Annotated in this window: 16 protein-coding genes; 8 read left to right on the top strand and 8 right to left on the bottom strand. The window is 59.4% G+C overall.

Annotated features, from left to right (window positions below):
- Positions 1–44: 44 nt before the first annotated feature.
- Positions 45–1,133, bottom strand: a complete 1,089-nt coding sequence (mltB, locus tag J0X03_RS06465) for a lytic murein transglycosylase B (protein ID WP_046687577.1) — start codon at positions 1,131–1,133, stop codon at positions 45–47.
- A gap of 279 nt (positions 1,134–1,412) precedes the next feature.
- Between mltB and J0X03_RS06460 the strand changes: the two genes are divergently transcribed.
- Together J0X03_RS06460 and J0X03_RS06455 are read left to right on the top strand one after the other, a co-directional pair.
- Positions 1,413–1,865, top strand: a complete 453-nt coding sequence (locus tag J0X03_RS06460) for a DUF805 domain-containing protein (protein WP_033643931.1) — start codon at positions 1,413–1,415, stop codon at positions 1,863–1,865.
- Between the two features lie 83 nt (positions 1,866–1,948).
- Positions 1,949–2,386 (top strand): type II toxin-antitoxin system HicB family antitoxin, encoded by a 438-nt coding sequence (locus J0X03_RS06455; protein ID WP_033651988.1) that lies wholly within the window; start codon positions 1,949–1,951, stop codon positions 2,384–2,386.
- A 584-nt stretch (positions 2,387–2,970) separates the two neighbouring features.
- On the opposite strand, the gene J0X03_RS06450 is transcribed toward J0X03_RS06455, so the two are convergent.
- Positions 2,971–3,498 carry a DUF2778 domain-containing protein gene (locus J0X03_RS06450; RefSeq protein WP_071845120.1) on the bottom strand — a complete coding sequence of 176 codons (528 nt, stop codon included), beginning with the start codon at positions 3,496–3,498 and terminating at the stop codon, positions 2,971–2,973.
- Positions 3,499–3,897: 399 nt separating this feature from the next.
- On the opposite strand from J0X03_RS06450, the gene ypdK reads away from it, so the two are divergent.
- The gene (ypdK, locus tag J0X03_RS06445) at positions 3,898–3,972 is read left to right on the top strand and encodes a membrane protein YpdK (RefSeq protein WP_099782600.1); all 75 of its coding nucleotides are present in this window, start codon (positions 3,898–3,900) and stop codon (positions 3,970–3,972) included.
- Positions 3,973–4,030: 58 nt separating this feature from the next.
- On the opposite strand, the gene J0X03_RS06440 is transcribed toward ypdK, so the two are convergent.
- The 3 genes from J0X03_RS06440 to J0X03_RS06430 all read right to left on the bottom strand — a co-directional run bounded on the left by J0X03_RS06440 (position 4,031) and on the right by J0X03_RS06430 (position 6,555).
- Entirely contained in the window at positions 4,031–4,555 is a 525-nt protein-coding gene (locus tag J0X03_RS06440) for a cytochrome b (RefSeq protein WP_033643933.1), read from the bottom strand.
- 111 nt (positions 4,556–4,666) lie between these two features.
- Positions 4,667–5,896 carry an alanine transaminase gene (alaC, locus tag J0X03_RS06435; protein WP_033643934.1) on the bottom strand — a complete coding sequence of 410 codons (1,230 nt, stop codon included), beginning with the start codon at positions 5,894–5,896 and terminating at the stop codon, positions 4,667–4,669.
- Between the two features lie 119 nt (positions 5,897–6,015).
- Complete coding sequence (locus tag J0X03_RS06430) at positions 6,016–6,555, bottom strand: GNAT family N-acetyltransferase (protein ID WP_033643935.1); 540 nt, start codon at positions 6,553–6,555, stop codon at positions 6,016–6,018.
- A 168-nt stretch (positions 6,556–6,723) separates the two neighbouring features.
- Here J0X03_RS06430 and J0X03_RS06425 point away from each other — a divergent pair, with 168 nt between their 5' ends.
- The 3 genes from J0X03_RS06425 (at position 6,724) to J0X03_RS06415 (ending at position 10,483) form a co-directional block, all read left to right on the top strand.
- A complete protein-coding gene (locus J0X03_RS06425) occupies positions 6,724–7,968 on the top strand; it encodes a DUF1479 domain-containing protein (RefSeq protein WP_042785138.1) in 1,245 nt (414 codons plus the stop codon).
- Positions 7,969–8,060: 92 nt separating this feature from the next.
- A complete protein-coding gene (locus J0X03_RS06420; protein WP_025303750.1) occupies positions 8,061–9,752 on the top strand; it encodes a sensor histidine kinase in 1,692 nt (563 codons plus the stop codon).
- Positions 9,749–10,483, top strand: coding sequence for a LytR/AlgR family response regulator transcription factor (locus J0X03_RS06415; RefSeq protein WP_025303751.1), 735 nt, complete (start codon positions 9,749–9,751; stop codon positions 10,481–10,483). The genes J0X03_RS06420 and J0X03_RS06415 overlap by 4 nt, the downstream gene beginning before the upstream one ends.
- A gap of 4 nt (positions 10,484–10,487) precedes the next feature.
- On the opposite strand, the gene J0X03_RS06410 is transcribed toward J0X03_RS06415, so the two are convergent.
- The gene (locus J0X03_RS06410) at positions 10,488–10,820 is read right to left on the bottom strand and encodes a DUF2502 domain-containing protein (protein WP_033643938.1); all 333 of its coding nucleotides are present in this window, start codon (positions 10,818–10,820) and stop codon (positions 10,488–10,490) included.
- Positions 10,821–11,216: 396 nt separating this feature from the next.
- Here J0X03_RS06410 and J0X03_RS06405 point away from each other — a divergent pair, with 396 nt between their 5' ends.
- Positions 11,217–12,446, top strand: coding sequence for an L-lactate MFS transporter (locus tag J0X03_RS06405; RefSeq protein ID WP_122016652.1), 1,230 nt, complete (start codon positions 11,217–11,219; stop codon positions 12,444–12,446).
- Between the two features lie 70 nt (positions 12,447–12,516).
- Here the strand turns inward: J0X03_RS06405 and glk are convergent, their stop codons facing one another.
- Complete coding sequence (glk, locus tag J0X03_RS06400) at positions 12,517–13,479, bottom strand: glucokinase (protein ID WP_025303754.1); 963 nt, start codon at positions 13,477–13,479, stop codon at positions 12,517–12,519.
- 310 nt (positions 13,480–13,789) lie between these two features.
- On the opposite strand from glk, the gene J0X03_RS06395 reads away from it, so the two are divergent.
- Entirely contained in the window at positions 13,790–15,037 is a 1,248-nt protein-coding gene (locus tag J0X03_RS06395) for an ion channel protein (protein WP_101453272.1), read from the top strand.
- Here the strand turns inward: J0X03_RS06395 and J0X03_RS06390 are convergent.
- The gene (locus J0X03_RS06390) at positions 15,034–15,726 is read right to left on the bottom strand and encodes an aspartate/glutamate racemase family protein (protein WP_019453821.1); all 693 of its coding nucleotides are present in this window, start codon (positions 15,724–15,726) and stop codon (positions 15,034–15,036) included. The genes J0X03_RS06395 and J0X03_RS06390 overlap by 4 nt on opposite strands.
- Between the last annotated feature and the right edge of the window lie 37 nt (positions 15,727–15,763).

Genomic DNA, 15,763 nt, shown 5'->3' with positions numbered 1-15,763 from the left:
AAAAAAGGCCGCGCAAGCGGCCTTTTTCGTTTATTGACACAGCGTCAGAAGCCGCCGCGCGCCGAGCGCCCGACCGCTTCGCCCAGTTGCCATACCGCCATGGCGTAATGGGTGCTGTGGTTATAGCGGGTGATAACGTAGAAGTTCGGCAGACCGTACCAATACTGGTAGCCGGTGCCGACATCCAGCCGCAGCAGGCTGGCCTCTTGGTTATCACCAAGCGAACCCTGCGGGCTCAGGCCGGCTTCGGCCAGCGCGGCGACCGAGTAGCGCGTCTTGAAGCCGTTTTCCAACCCCGGCGCCTGGCCGTTGGCCTGAATGGCGACCGGCTCGCCTTTGGACCAGCCGTGCGCTTTGAAGTAATTGGCCACGCTGCCGATGGCATCGACCGGATCCCACAGGTTGATATGCCCATCGCCGTTGAAATCGACCGCATAGCTTTTGAAGGAAGAAGGCATGAACTGCCCGTAGCCCATCGCACCGGCGAAGGAACCGCGCAACTCGAGCGGATCGTCGCCTTCGGTGCGCGACATCAGCAAGAAGGTTTCCAGCTCACCGGCGAAGTAATCGGCGCGGCGCGGGTAGTCGAAGGCCAGCGTCGCCAGCGCATCGATAATGCGGGTTTTACCCATTACGCGGCCCCAACGGGTTTCCACGCCGATAATCCCCACGATAATCTCCGGCGGCACGCCGTACACCTGCCAGGCGCGCTGCAGCGCATCCTGATATTGATTCCAGAACACTACGCCGTTTTGCACGTTATCCGGGGTGATGAACTTGTTGCGGTAGCGCAGCCAGGAGCCATTCGGCCCGGTTGGCCCCTGGGTAGACGGCGTCGGCGCCTGCCTGTCCATCAACCGCAGCACCGAATCCAATCGCCGAGCCTGCGCCAGCACGTCGTGCAGCTGCTGCCGGTCAAAACCGTGTTCCTGCACCATCTTCTCGATAAAGCGCGCGGTATTCGGGTTATTGGCGAAATCCCCACCCAGCGGCGCGCCGCTGTGCGCCGGGCTCAGCAAAAAGCCGCCCTTTACCGGGGTGCTCTGCGGCGTAGCGGTGGTACTGGGTTTCGGCGTGCTGCTACAGGCAGCAAGCAAGGTAATCAGCGGTAAAAGCGCAACCAGGTGACGCATCGGATATCCATATAGCCATGCAAGAGATAAGTGGGAGTTATGTTAATGCATTGTTCAACGCGAACAAACAGGATTATGCCGCCAATGACCGCGTCAGGTAGCCAAACGTGCCAAATTGTGACGTTTTGCACGGGCAAAGAACGCCCGGTGCGGCCGCGCTGAATCTCAACCGCAACTAAATGAGAAAAGTTATCACCTTGACGCCCACGTTTGCCCCGATAAAATGCCCGACTGCTTGCCACCCGGCTATCGCCGCAATGATCACGACAATGGACTGTGATGGAATCTCTCGGACAACTCGCCAAAGACCTGTACCGTGGGCGCATCTCGCGCAAACCGTTTATTTTCTCGCTGGCGATCTTCGCCATCGGTATCGTGCTGCTGTCGTTTCTGTCGACCTATCTGGATAAAAACCATTTTCGCGCCCACGCGCACGGCGACGGCGCCGAATTCGTCTCGGTGCTGCTGTATCTGCTGTGCATTATGGTGTGGGCGTTGTTCTGTTTCGGCCTGGTCACGTGGTTCATGGCCAAAACCGCATTCCGACTCAACGATATCGGCCTGCCCGGTTGGGCGTTGGCCGTAGCGTGCTATGTTTGCTCGGTGCTCAACAACTACTCCCCCGGCCCGGTAGCGCGCTGGCTGCCGCTGTTCAGTCTGGCAGTCATGGTCTGCGCCCTGCTGTTGCCGCCCGACGGGCTGCGACGCAAGCCGCGTGAACAGACCGATTGAGCGCCATTCCGCTCAAGGCTATGGCTATCCGCCGGCCGTGCCGTCACAATAGCGCCTCATTCAGGTTTTAATCAGGGATCGCCATGTTCAGCCATTACTTCGCCCATTACGCCTTCGATCGCGACAGCGACGCCTGGCAGATCGGTTTTCGCGACTTCCCCGAGTGGCAAACCGCCTGCTATAAACGCGAAGACATCGAACTGGAGGCGCAGGAAAGCCTGTTGGCCGCCATCGCCGCCACGATGGATGAAGGTTTGCCCCTGCCCGCCCCTTCTCCTCTGCAAGCCGATGAGTTGAGGGTACACCTGCCGGCGCTGGTGGCGCTGAAAATCGAACTGCACAACGCCATGCTGCGCAAAAACACCGGTAAAGCGGCGCTGGCGCGCAAGCTGGGTTTCAACGGCGGGCAAATGGAGCGGTTGCTGGATATCGGTTACGCCTCGAAGGTGGAAGCGTTGGAGCAGGCGCTGTATCTGTTGGGCTACGACGTGCGCGTGACAATAAGTGAAGTTTGCCAATAAGTTAGCAACAGGTAAGCAAAATATTACCCGCAGGGGCTAAATTTTCCTCCATTCGCGCCGATGTGATCGTTACCTAATCCTCTGTCGCAACAACGAAGGCTAAAAATGGAGTGGAGTCGCCGTCATATTTGGGCCGTTATTCTGCTGTCTTGTCTCGTTTTTTGGGTCATTCTGGCGACCGGCATCAACGCCGTCGCCTGAGCGCCTGCCGCTGCATTGCAACACATAACGCTTAACATCGCCCATGACTGAAAGATTTCAGCCATGGGCGATTAAACAGAAACTCATGCAGACCCCAAAGACTAAACCGCTGTGTTAAGTGAGGGTAAAATATAAAAATATTTTTATATCAATAAACTAATTACCTCAACCTTCTTTCAATAACACGAATGACTAATGGGCTGACTATAAGCGTAATAACCAAACAGCCAATAAGTAGCGCTATACCTACAAATCCCTCAATATCGCGTTCACCGAACAGGTTTGCTGCTTTTATCCAAAATTCACGTTCTCCCTGCGTCGAGGGGTCTGAAGGCCTCGCAAGCAGAAATGTCAGTATATAAATGCCAGCCCCTATCAGGAGTTTAATTCCCATCGGGACACGTCTGCTTTCCATTAAGAATGACCTCAATCGTTCCATAAGACATCAGGCCGTTAACTAACCTGACTGGCCGGGTGGAGAGTAATGCCTGACGAATAGCTAAAAAGTCAGTCCGATGCTGCAATGTAATACAGCCCAAAGAGATACCTAAAGGGCCTGATGGATGCAAACGGAAATTTCCCCGTTTTACCCCATTAATCCATGTATAGTCGTCAATTTTCCCATCTTCACGATAAAGGGCAAACCACTCATATTTGATAACCGGCGTCGATGTCGGCCACGAATAGAAATCATGAAGATCGGTTCTCAGCATTCCTTTCCAGCCACCCGTTATCCTGTTGACGATGTGATAGCGACCTTGAGGGATTGGGCCACTGTCTGGAACAGCCACGCAACCGGCTTGATTACGATATATTCCATTGCCCGAGTAAGCCAGAAAAGTGCCAACACCGTATATGAGCAAAGGGGAAAACTGTGCATCATTAACGATAAACTCTCCATGTAGCGGCATAGGTAAAACTCCGTTTTACCGTTCGTTGGTATAAAATTCACACTAACACAAAAATCATTTATCGAAAAAGAGTACCTGCGGCTATCGTGGGTCAGAGAGTTGGTCTATCCCGACTTAAAAAGCGTTATAAAACAGCGCACCCTGTTCAAAAAACAGCCAAAAATTGTGATCAAAAACACAGTATTGAAATCAGACCAGTATTGAGAGTACATTAGCGCCGATCCTGTCGCGGTTCGGATTTTACCTCACGGAGCATGAGGCGCGACAACCGGACAACCCGCGCGCGAGGACGTTGTTCTTTCGTTTGGAAGAACCCACCCGACAAACAGGTTGCCCATAAAACACTCAGCACAACAATCGGGATCATTGCTGGCGAGGACTCCAGACAGGAGTTGTTCAGTGAAATATTTTTTGATGGGCGTGTCATTCATGCTGGTTGCCTGGGTTGGCACCTTCATGTTGATGGTTGCCTGACCGGGAACACAGCCAAAGGGACGCGCGAGCGTCCCTTTGTCGTTTCCGTCGTTCGCCGTTATTTGCCCGGCATCATGCGGCGCAGGGTGTCGTCCTTGCGCAGGTAGTGGTGATACAGCGCCGCCAGCGCATGCGCGCCAATGATAAAGTAGCCGATATTCGCCAGCGTCTCATGAACCGTTTTAACCAGCTTGCGCATCACCGGATCCGGCGTCACCCATTGCGGTACCGGCCACCCCAGTAAAGTCCACGATTTCCCGCCGTAGGCCAGGGTTAACACGCCCAGCAGCGGCAACATCAGGAATACCACGTACAGCAGCCAATGGAAGATCTTGGCGCCCACTTCCTGCCATTCCTCCAGCGGCGGCGTGGTCGGTGGCGTCGCGTGGAGGGTGCGCACCGCCAGCCGAATCAGCATCAGGGCAAAAACCGAAGCCCCAAAATTAAAGTGCAGATTTTTGACCAGCGGCGCCCACGCCTCCGGCACCGAATCCTTCAGCAACATCGCCGCGTAGGTGAGGATCACCATCAGCAGCGTCAACCAATGTAAAACGATTTGCGATCGCGCGTAGCGGTTGCTCATACACTCTATCCAAAAAATAAAATTCAGCGTAGTCGAGCATAATGGGGAAATAATGAAGAAAACCTTGGGACGGGAAAAAATAAGGCCGGACAAACGTCCGGCCTGACAGGATTATTTGGCGCCGCCGCCTTTGCCCGGCATCAGCAACCCGTCCGCGCGGAACATGGCCTTGATGCCGCGCACCGCCTGGCGAATACGGTCCTGATTTTCGATCAGCGCGAAGCGCACATGGGTATCGCCATAGTCGCCGAAGCCGATGCCCGGCGAAACGCAAACCTTGGCTTCCGCCAACAGGCGTTTGGCGAACTCCAGCGAACCGAGATGGGCATAAGGTTCGGGAATTTTCGCCCAGACGTACATCGACGCCTTCGGGTTTTCCACCATCCAGCCGGCCTCATGTAGCCCTTTCACCAACACATTGCGGCGCTGCCGATACTGCTCGGCGATATCGCGCACGCACTGCTGATCGCCTTCCAGCGCGGCGATGGCCGCCACCTGCAGCGGCGTAAAGGTCCCGTAGTCGTGATAGCTCTTGATGCGCGCCAACGCGCTGACCAGTTCGGGATTGCCGACCATGAAACCGATGCGCCAGCCGGCCATGTTGTAGCTTTTCGACAGGGTGAAGAACTCCACCGCAATGTCTTTCGCCCCCGGCACCTGCATGATCGACGGCGCTTTCCAGCCGTCATAGACGATATCGGCATAGGCCAGATCGTGGATCACCAGCACGTTGTACTGCTTGGCCAGCGCCACCACCCGCTCGAAGAAATCCAGCTCCACGCACTGCGCGGTCGGGTTGGACGGGAAGCCGAGGATCATCATTTTCGGGCGCGGAATGGTTTCGCGAATGGCGCGCTCCAGCTCGCCGAAGAAATCCACGCCGTCCACCAGCGGCACCGAGCGCACCTGAGCGCCGGCGATCACCGCGCCGTAAATGTGGATCGGGTAACTGGGGTTCGGCACCAGCACGGTATCGCCGTGATCGAGGGTCGCCAGCATCAGGTGCGCCAGACCCTCTTTCGAACCGATAGTGACGATGGCTTCGCTTTCCGGATCGATATCCACCTGATAACGATCGGCATACCAGCGCGAAATGGCGCGGCGCAGGCGCGGAATGCCGCGCGAGGTGGAATAACCGTGGGTGTCGTCGCGCTGGGCGACGGCGCACAGTTTTTCCACGATGTGCGGCGGCGTCGGGCCGTCGGGGTTACCCATGCTGAAGTCGATAATATCCTCGCCGCGACGGCGTGCGGCCATCTTCAGTTCGGCGGTGATGTTGAATACGTAAGGGGGAAGGCGTTCAATGCGCGTGAAACGGCGCTGTGGACTGTTATCAGCCATAGGAGATTCCTCGATAGACGTTAGCGCCCGGACCGTCCGAGCGACGCTGGCCAGCGAACTGACCGAATATCGAACATAGCGCAGCGCCGACGAGCTTGTCGATACCCTGCGCGATATTTTTATTTAGCGCTCTGAAACTCCGCCGCCAGCAGCCCGAACAGCCAGTCGTCGCACCACTGATCCGCCAGACGGTAGTTGTCGCGCAGCGTGCCCTCCAGCTGGAAACCACACGACTCCAACAGGCCGCGCGAGGCGACGTTACCGGCGGTTACGGTGGCGGTCAGCTTGTGAAAACCGCAGGCGTTCACCGCAAAATCCAGCACCGCCCGCAGCGACTCCTTGCCATAGCCCTTGCCCTGCCCGGAAGGCAAACTCCCGTATCCCACTTCCGCCTGCCGATACGGCGCCCAGTGCGGGCGAAAGCCGGTAATGCCCACCGCCTCTCCGCTGTGCTTCTCACGCATCACCAGGCACAGCCACTGGTCGCCGTGTTTGTCCCAGACCGGCAGGCGCTCCTCGAACCGTGCGCGGATCTCCGCTTCGCTGCGCGGATCGGAGATGTAACGGATCACCTCGGGATCTTGGTACAGGCGCAGAAACAGCGGCCAATCCTCGGCGGTTATCGACTGTAACTGCAGACGTTCAGTGACCAGCTTCATAAAATCTCCGAAAAACGAAAAAGAGGAACTTACGAATGAAAGATATCTCTTTATTTTCCCCGATTGGTTGCCGATAATCATTTACGTTAAAACCACAAAACCATAACGTCTTGCCCGATTCCCTACAACTGCCCGCCGCCGTTACCCACGCGGCATCAGGAGAACACCATGGCCTCTTTAGTCATCGACGATATTCCGCAGGCGATCGTTAACGTCAAGCGTCAGCTGCGCCAGGCATTGCCCAACTATCGCGACGTATTCCAGGCGCTGGAAGAGAACATCCGCGGCCAGGTCGAACAGATTCGCCGCGAACTGGCCGCCGGCCACAACCCGGTGCCGCAAATTGACGCGGAAGATATCCTGCAGCAGCGCGTCACTGAACAACAAAAAGCGCTGATCAAACAACGCGGCGCCTGCGCTATTCGCGGGGTGTTTCCGCGCGCCAAAGCCGAGGGCTGGAACCGAGAAATCGGCGATTACCTCGATCGCAACAACTTCGTCGAGCGATTGAAGAACGCCGCCGAAGACAACTATTTCGGCAAGCTGGCCGCCAGCAAGCCACAGATCTACGGCATCTATTGGTCAAAACCGCAGGTTGAAGCGCGGCAGGACGCGCGCATGCATGCGGTGCAGGTGTTTCTCAACAGCCTGTGGGCCACCGAAAGCAACGGCAAACAGCATTTCGATCCGACTCGCGTCGCCACCTACGCCGATCGCACCCGCCGCCGCCCGCCGAACTCCTCGTCGCTGGGCCTGTCGCCGCACGTCGACAGCGGCACCATCGAGCGCTGGCTGGACGAGAACTTCCGCTATGTGTATCGCCACGTCTTCTCCGGCGACTGGCAGCAGTACGATCCCTTCGCCGCCGACGGCCGCACCGAAGTGCGCGAGATAGCCTCTCCGGCGGTCTGCTCGATGTTCCGCACCTTCCAGGGCTGGACGGCGCTGACGCCGCAGCGCACCAACGCCGGCACGCTGAACCTGGTGCCAATCGCCAACGCCATGGCCTATGTGCTGCTGCGCGCGCTGCAGGACGACGTCGCCGATGACGATCTGTGCGATGCGGCGCCGGGTCGCGCGCTATCGATCTCGGAAAAATGGCATCCCCTTTTATTAAGCGGGATTTCCCCTATTCCCGATCTGGAGCCGGGCGACACGGTCTTTTGGCACTGCGATGTGATCCACGCGGTGGAGAACGAACATAACGGCGAGTTCGACAGCAACGTGATGTACATCGCCGCCGCGCCGGGCTGCGAGAAAAACGACGCCTATCTGCAGCGCCAGCTGCCGAGCTTTATCGACGGCAGAACGCCGCCGGACTTCGCCCCCGACGATTTCGAGGTCGATTTCGAGGGCCGCGCCACCGTCGAGCTGCTGACGCCGCTGGGCAAAGCGCAGCTCGGGATGCGCTGACCGCCGCCCCCAGCCACGGGCCTCTCTCGCTGTGGTATACTGCCGTCATCCGTAGGCCGCAGCGAGAACCCGTCGTGCACCCTTTTTTTGAAATGCTGTTGGCGGTGTTTGATCGCGCCGCGCTGATGTTGATCTGTCTGTTTTTCCTGACCCGCACCCGGCTGTTCCGCCAACTGCTGCAAAAAGAAGACCATACGCCGCTTGAGCTCGGCATCGTCACGGCAATCTTCTCGCTGTTCGCGCTGTTCAGCACCTACTCCGGCATCAACGTTGAGGGCTCGCTGGTCAACGTGCGCGTCATCGCCATCATGGCCGGCGGCATCCTGTTCGGCCCCTGGGTGGGGATCGTCACCGGCATCATCGCCGGGGTGCACCGTTATCTGATCGACATCGGCGGCATCACCTCGGTGCCCTGCCTTATCACCAGCATCATCGCCGGCATCAGCGCCGGTTACATCAACCTCAAGGTCAAAAAAGAGCAGCGCTGGCGCGCCGGCATCGTCGGCGGCATGCTGTGCGAATCCCTCACCATGCTGCTGATCGTGCTGTGGGCCAAGCCGACCGAGCTCGGGCTGGACATCGTGTCGCAGATCGCCCTGCCGATGATCCTCGGCACGGTGTGCATCGGCCTGATCGTGCTGCTGGTGCAGAGCGTCGAGGATGAGAAAGAAGTGATCGCCGCGCGCCAGGCCAAGCTGGCGCTGGATATCGCCCACAAGACGCTGCCCTATTTCCGCAACATCAACAGCGAATCGCTGGCCACCATCTGCGATATCATCCGCCAGGATATCCGCGCCGACGCGGTGGCGATCACCGATACCCATCAGGTGCTGGCTTACGTCGGCGTAGGGCGCGAAGCCTACCCGATCGGCCGCGAAGGGCTGAGCCGCGTCACTCGCGAAAGCATTCGCCACGGCAAAATCATCATCAAAAACAACCTGGAAAACCCGGCCGCGCCGCAGATCCATTCGCAGCTGGTGGTGCCGCTGTGGGAAAAAGGCGAAGTGACCGGCGCGCTGAAAATTTACTACTGCCACGCTCACCAGATCACTAACACGCTGAAAGTGATGGCGGTCGGGCTGTCGCAGATCATCTCCACCCAGATGGAGGTTTCGCGCATCGAGCACCTGCGTCAGATGGCGGATAAAGCCGAAATGCGCGCGCTGCAGAGCAAGATTAACCCGCACTTCCTGTTCAACGCGCTGAACGCCATCTCTTCCTCCATCCGCCTGAATCCGGACACCGCGCGCCAGCTGATCATCAACCTGTCGCGCTACCTGCGCTACAACCTGGAGCTGAACGACGAACTGATCGATATCCGCAAGGAACTGCATCAGATCCAGGATTACATCGCCATCGAACAGGCGCGTTTCGGCGCCAAGCTGACGGTGATTTACGACATCGACGACGACGTCTCGGTGCGCATTCCGAGTCTGCTGATCCAGCCGCTGGTGGAGAACGCCATCGTGCACGGCATCCAGCCCTGCAAGGGCAAAGGGGTAGTGGTGATCGCAGTGAAAGATCAGGGCGACCGGGTGAAAATATCGGTGAAGGATACCGGCCACGGCATCAATCAGGAAACCATCGATCGGGTGGCGCGCAACGAGATGCCGGGCCACAATATCGGCCTGCTCAACGTACACCACCGCGTGTCGCTGTTGTACGGTGAAGGGCTGCATATCCGCCGCCTGGAGCCGGGCACCGAAATCGCGTTCTACATCAGCAAAAACGGCGGCAAGCTGCATCAGGAGCCGAGCGCGCCGCCGGTCGGGGAGGCCTCATGAAAGCCATTATCGTGGAAGACGAATTCCTCGCGCAGGAAGAACTCAGCTACCTGATCAAGAAACACAGCAATATCGATATCGTCGCCACCTTCGAGGATGGCCTCGACGTCCTCAAATACCTGCAGACTCACCAGGTCGACGCCATTTTCCTCGACATCAACATCCCGTCGCTGGACGGCGTGTTGCTGGCGCAAAACATCAGCAAATTCGCGCATCGCCCGTCTATCGTGTTCATCACCGCCTATAAAGAGCACGCGGTGGAAGCGTTCGAGATCGAAGCGTTCGACTATATCCTCAAGCCCTATCACGAGGCGCGCATCGTCACCATGCTGCAAAAGCTGGAGGCGCTGCATCATCGCCCCGCCGGCGCGACGGAGCCGGCCAGCGCGCCGAGCCGCGGCAGCCACAGCATCAACCTGATCAAAGACGAGCGGATCATCGTTACCGACATCAACGACATCTATTACGCCGCCGCCGATGAAAAGGTGACGCGGGTCTATACCCGCCGGGAAGAGTTCGTGATGCCGATGAACATCACCGAGTTTTACGGCAGGCTGCCGGAAGAGCATTTCTTCCGCTGCCACCGCTCTTACTGCGTTAACCTGGCGAAGATCCGCGAGATCGTGCCCTGGTTCAACAATACCTACATTCTGCGGCTGAGCGATCTCGAGTTTGAAGTGCCGGTCAGCCGCAGCAAGGTGAAAGAGTTCCGCAAGCTGATGCGCCTGTAAGCGCTTACCAGCGCGGGCCCGGACGGTAGTAATACCCCGGCGGCGGCGGTGGCGGCATGCGGTAATGCGGCCGGTCGCGCCAGTCGCGCCGCGGCGGCCCGTAGTAAATCACCCGGGGCGGCGGGCCGTAATAGTACCCGCGCGGGCGTTCATACCGGCGGTGATCGGCCCACCAGCGCGGATCGCGCCAGCGATAGCCGTCCCAGTAATGGCCGCGATTGTCGCGATCGCCGATATGCAACGACAGGCCAGGCACGTTCACGCCGATGGAGACGTCGGCCTGGCTCGCCAGCGGCAGCGCCAGCAGCGCAGCCAGTAACAACAGCGTTTTTTTCATTTCATGGCTCCTGCAGAGCGGACCTTGTCCGATCGCAGATAACATAGCCCCGCGCTCACCGCCGCTCTATAGGCGCAATGCCGATTTACGCCTTTCAGACGCATCCTTCACAATTCCACCACAATCGTTCACCGGCGATTAACAATAAATCGTTGATATCTTTGATGTAGATCACGTGTCACCCCCGGCATTTCACGGGCTTTCAGGCGCAAAAACGGCAACTCACGCCGCATAAAATGCATTTCATTCCTTCCGTCGTGCAACTCATTCCCGATCCGCCGCCCGCCGCAGGGGCCGGCCATATAATAAGCCCATACCGCGGGAACGCTGATTCACCCCGCAAATTTCAGCCAACGGCTCACGCCCGGCAACGCACACACAGGAAGGAGACCGGCCATGAACACCAAACCGGCAAATCGCAGCTTAATCGTTCTCGGCACCATCATCTGTCAGATGGGTCTGGGCACCATCTACACCTGGAGCCTGTTCAACCAGCCGCTGGTCGACAAGTTCCACTGGGGGCTGGCGGACGTCGCCACCACCTTCTCCATCACCAGCTTCTTCCTGGCCTTCGCCACGCTGTTCGCCGGTAAGCTGCAAGAACGCTTCGGCATCCGCAACCTGACGCTGTGCTCCGGCATCCTGGTCGGCCTGGGCCTTATCGCCAGCGCCCACGTCAGCTCTCTCGACATGATCTACCTGCTGGCCGGCGTGGTGGTGGGCTTTGCGGTCGGTATCGCCTACATATCCACCCTGTCCAACCTGATCAAATGGTTCCCGGCCAACAAAGGCCTGATTTCCGGCATCTCCGTCGGCGCCTTCGGCAGCGGCAGCCTGCTGTTCAAATACGTCAATGCCGCCCTGATCGCCGACGTCGGCGTTTCCGGTGCCTTCTTCTACTGGGGTGCCATCGTGATGGGCCTGATCGTCGTCGGCTCCCTGCTGCTGAAAGAGCCGGTGCTGACGACCAACGCCGCGCAGCAAGGCGCCAACGGTCTGGGCAACGACTACAGCGTGCGTCAGATGCTGGCCACCAAAGAAGCCTACCTGCTGTTCACCATCTTCTTCGCTGCCTGCATGAGCGGTCTGTACCTGATTGGCATCGTGAAAGACATGGGCGTTCAACTGGCCGGGATGGATTTGGCCACCGCCGCCAACACCGTGTCCGCCGTTGCCATCTTCAACACCGCCGGCCGCATCATCCTGGGGACGCTGTCCGATAAAGTGGGCCGTATGCGCGTCATCAGCTTCACCATGCTGGTTACCGTGCTGGCGATTGTCGCCCTGAGCTTCATGACTCTGAACCACACGCTGTTCTTCATCTGCGTCGGCGCGGTGGCCTTCTGCTTCGGCGGCAACATCACCGTGTTCCCGGCGATTGTCGGCGACTTCTTCGGTCTGAAAAACCACAGCAAGAACTACGGCATCATCTACCAGGGCTTCGGCCTGGGCGCGCTGGCCGGTTCGTTCGTCGCCAAATACTTCGGCGGCTTCCACGCCACCTTCATGGTGATTGGCGTCCTGTCCGCCGCCTCCTTGCTGATTACGCTGTTCATCAAAGCGCCGAAAGCCGTGGAAGTGGAAAGCGAAGAAACGGCACAGGCGGCAGAGCTGGCCAAAGCCTGATACCCCGCGAAAACGACAAGGGGCGCAACCTGCGGGTTGCGCCCCTTTTTTTATCGTGCCGCCGCGTTGCTTACAGCTGCATGCCCAGCGTCTGGCGCAGATGCGCGCCGGCTCCCAGCAGGCCCGGTTGGCCATGGGTTATCATGAACACCGGAATGTCTCGCACATAGTCACGAAAACGCCCTTTATCTTCGAAGGCGGCGCGGAAACCCGAGGCCTTGAAGAATTCCATAAAGCGCGGCACGATGCCGCCGGCGATGTACACGCCGCCAAAGGTGCCCAGATTCAGCGCCAGGTTGCCGCCGAAGCGCCCCATGATCACGCAAAACAGCGACAGCGCACGGCGGCAGTCGATGCAGCTGTCGGCCAGCGCCCGCTCGGTAATGTCCTTCGGCTCCAGTTTCTCCGGCAGGCGGTTGTCCGCCTTGACGATGGCGCGATACAGGTTGACCAGGCCCGGCCCGGACAGCACGCGCTCGGCGGAAACGTGCCCCACTTCACCGCGCAGCACCTCCAGAATAATGTCTTCTTCTTCGCTGTTCGGTGCGAAATCGACATGGCCGCCCTCGCCCGGCAGGCTGACCCAGCGGCGATCGACCTGCACCAGGTGGGCAACACCCAGCCCAGTGCCGGCGCCGTACACCGCGATCGGTTTGCCCGGCTGCGCATCGCCGCCGCCAAACTGCAGCACGTCGTCCGGCGAGAGCATCGGGATCGCCATCGAGACGGCGGTGAAATCGTTGATCACTTCCAGATGACTCAACCCCAGGTTGGCCTTCATTTCTTTGATAGAGAACGCCCAGCTGTGGTTGGTCATCGCAACCCAGTCTTCCGTCACCGGGCAGGCGATCGCGATACAGGCGTCCTGCACCTCGATATCGCACGCTTTCAGATAGTGGCGGATCACCGCCTCCAGGCTGTCGAACTCCAGGCCGGAATAGGTTTTCGCCTGGGTAATCTCACCCGTCGCAACAGTGCACAACGCCAGGCGGGCATTGGTGCCGCCAACATCACCTACGAGGGCATAGGTCATTGATTTCGTCTCCGCAAAATGAAAAATAAAAAGCTGCCCACACTGTAAAATCCTGCTGCGAAAACAACAATCACCCGCCTCGGATCTGCGCCCCAATAGCGATCCGGATCACAAAAAACGTTTCAGCTGGCCCGCGACGCCGCGCTTTGAAACAAATTGCGGCAAAAAACGCCCCTCGGCGACTGTTAACCGTCATCGACGCCGGGCAATATCAATGCGTGCCTGCGCGCCGATAGTCTGGCAAGCTGTGGCCACTGTCCAACCACCCGCTCTCCCTGCCCTGCCGGGAGGCATCGACAAGGGATTATCCATGCTGCATCCGCGCGCCAATGCCATGTTGGCCTTTGCTTTGCCTGCGCTGATTATCGGTTCCGCCTCCAGTCTGGTGCTGTTGTTGGTGATGAAAATCGCCGCCGCACTGCAGCAGTTACTGTGGGTAACGCTGCCCGATGCGCTGAGCCTGGACGCCCAGTCGCCCTGGTGGCCGGTCGCAATGTTGACGCTGACCGGTGTGGCGGTCGGCCTGATCGTGCGCTATATGCCGGGCCATGCCGGGCCGGATCCGGCGACGGAATCGCTGATCGGCATGCCCCTGCCGCTCTCCGCCCTGCCGGGGCTGGGGTTGGCGCTGATCGTCGGCCTGGCCGGCGGCGTCAGCCTGGGGCCGGAAAACCCGATCACCGCCATCAATATCGCGCTGGTAGCGGCGGCTGGGGCTCGCCTGCTGCCGAAAGTGCCGCGCATGGACTGGATTATCCTGGCGGCCGCGGGCACCATCGGCGCAATGTTCGGCACACCGGTCGCCGCCGCGCTGATCTTCTCGCAAACCCTGGCAGGCAATAACGAAACGCCGTTGTGGGATCGGCTGTTCGCCCCGCTGGTGGCCGCCGCTGCCGGCGCGGTCACCACCCAGATATTCTTCGTTCCCAACTTCGCCCTGCAGCTCGACGCCTATGACGTGACGCGGCTGCCGGACATCTTCAGCGGCGCCATTGTGGCGCTGATCGCCATCGCGCTCGGCATGGTGGCGCTGTGGTGCTTCCCGCACGTTCACCGCCTGTTCCATTCGATGAAGAATCCGGTGTTGATGCTAGGACTGGGGGGCTTTGTGCTGGGCCTGCTGGCGCTGGTAGGCGGTGAGATTACCCTGTTCAAAGGGCTGGATGAAATGAAGCGCCTCGCGGCAGACGGCAACTATTCGGTGCCGGCGCTGTTGGCCGTTACCCTGACCAAGCTGGCGGCGCTGGTGATCGCCGCCGCCTGCGGCTTTCGCGGCGGGCGCATCTTCCCGGCGGTGTTCGTCGGCGTGGCGCTGGGGCTGATGCTGCATCAGCACGTTCCGGCGGTGCCGGCGGCGATCACGGTCTCCTGCGCCATCATGGGGCTGGTGCTGGTGGTCACGCGCGACGGCTGGCTCAGTCTGTTTATGGCGGTGGCGGTGGTGCCGGATCTGCACCTGCTGCCGATCTTGTGCATCGTGATGCTACCCGCCTGGCTGGCGCTGGCGGGCAAACCCTTGATGCTGGTGAACCGCCGGCAACCGCCGCACGACGATTAGGCCAGCGCGAACGCCGCGGCGGCGCGAGCGTGGATCGCGGTGGTGTCGAACACCGGCACCGAGGCATCCCGCTCGCTCACCAGCAACCCTATCTCGGTGCAGCCGAAAATAATCCCCTGCGCGCCCTGTTGTTCCAGATCGCTGATGATCCGGCGATACTCGTCGCGCGAGGCGTCGCGAATTTTGCCGAGGCAGAGTTCGTCATAGATGATGCGGTGCACGATGTCACGATCGGCGCTGACCGGCGTCACCACATCGATGCCGTGCAATTCCTGCAGGCGGCCTCGGTAGAAGGTCTGCTCCATGGTAAAACGCGTGCCCAGCAGCCCGACGCGGCGAATGTTTTTCTCCCGCACCTGCAGCGCCGTGGCATCGGCGATGTGAATCAGCGGCAGGCCGCTGGCCTGCTCGACCGCCTCCGCCACCTTGTGCATGGTGTTGGTGCAGATCACGATAGCTTCGGCGCCGGCGGCGCGCAAAGCCACCGCGGCGGCGGCCAGCAGCCGACCGGCGCCATCCCAATCGCCCTGGTGCTGCAAGCGTTCAACCTCCTGAAAATCGACGCTGTAGAGCACGATTTTGGCCGAATGCAGCCCACCGAGGCGCGCCTTTACCTGCTCGTTGATGGTGCGGTAATACGGAATGGTGGATTCCCAACTCATGCCGCCCAGCAGACCCAACACTTTCATCCTTCGTTCCTCAGCATTTTCCGACGATCCTCTGACC

This window comes from Serratia ureilytica, assembly GCF_017309605.1.
Lineage (GTDB): Bacteria > Pseudomonadota > Gammaproteobacteria > Enterobacterales > Enterobacteriaceae > Serratia > Serratia ureilytica.
Note: the sequence above shows the minus strand (reverse complement) of the source record. Positions and strands in the feature narration are given on the sequence as shown.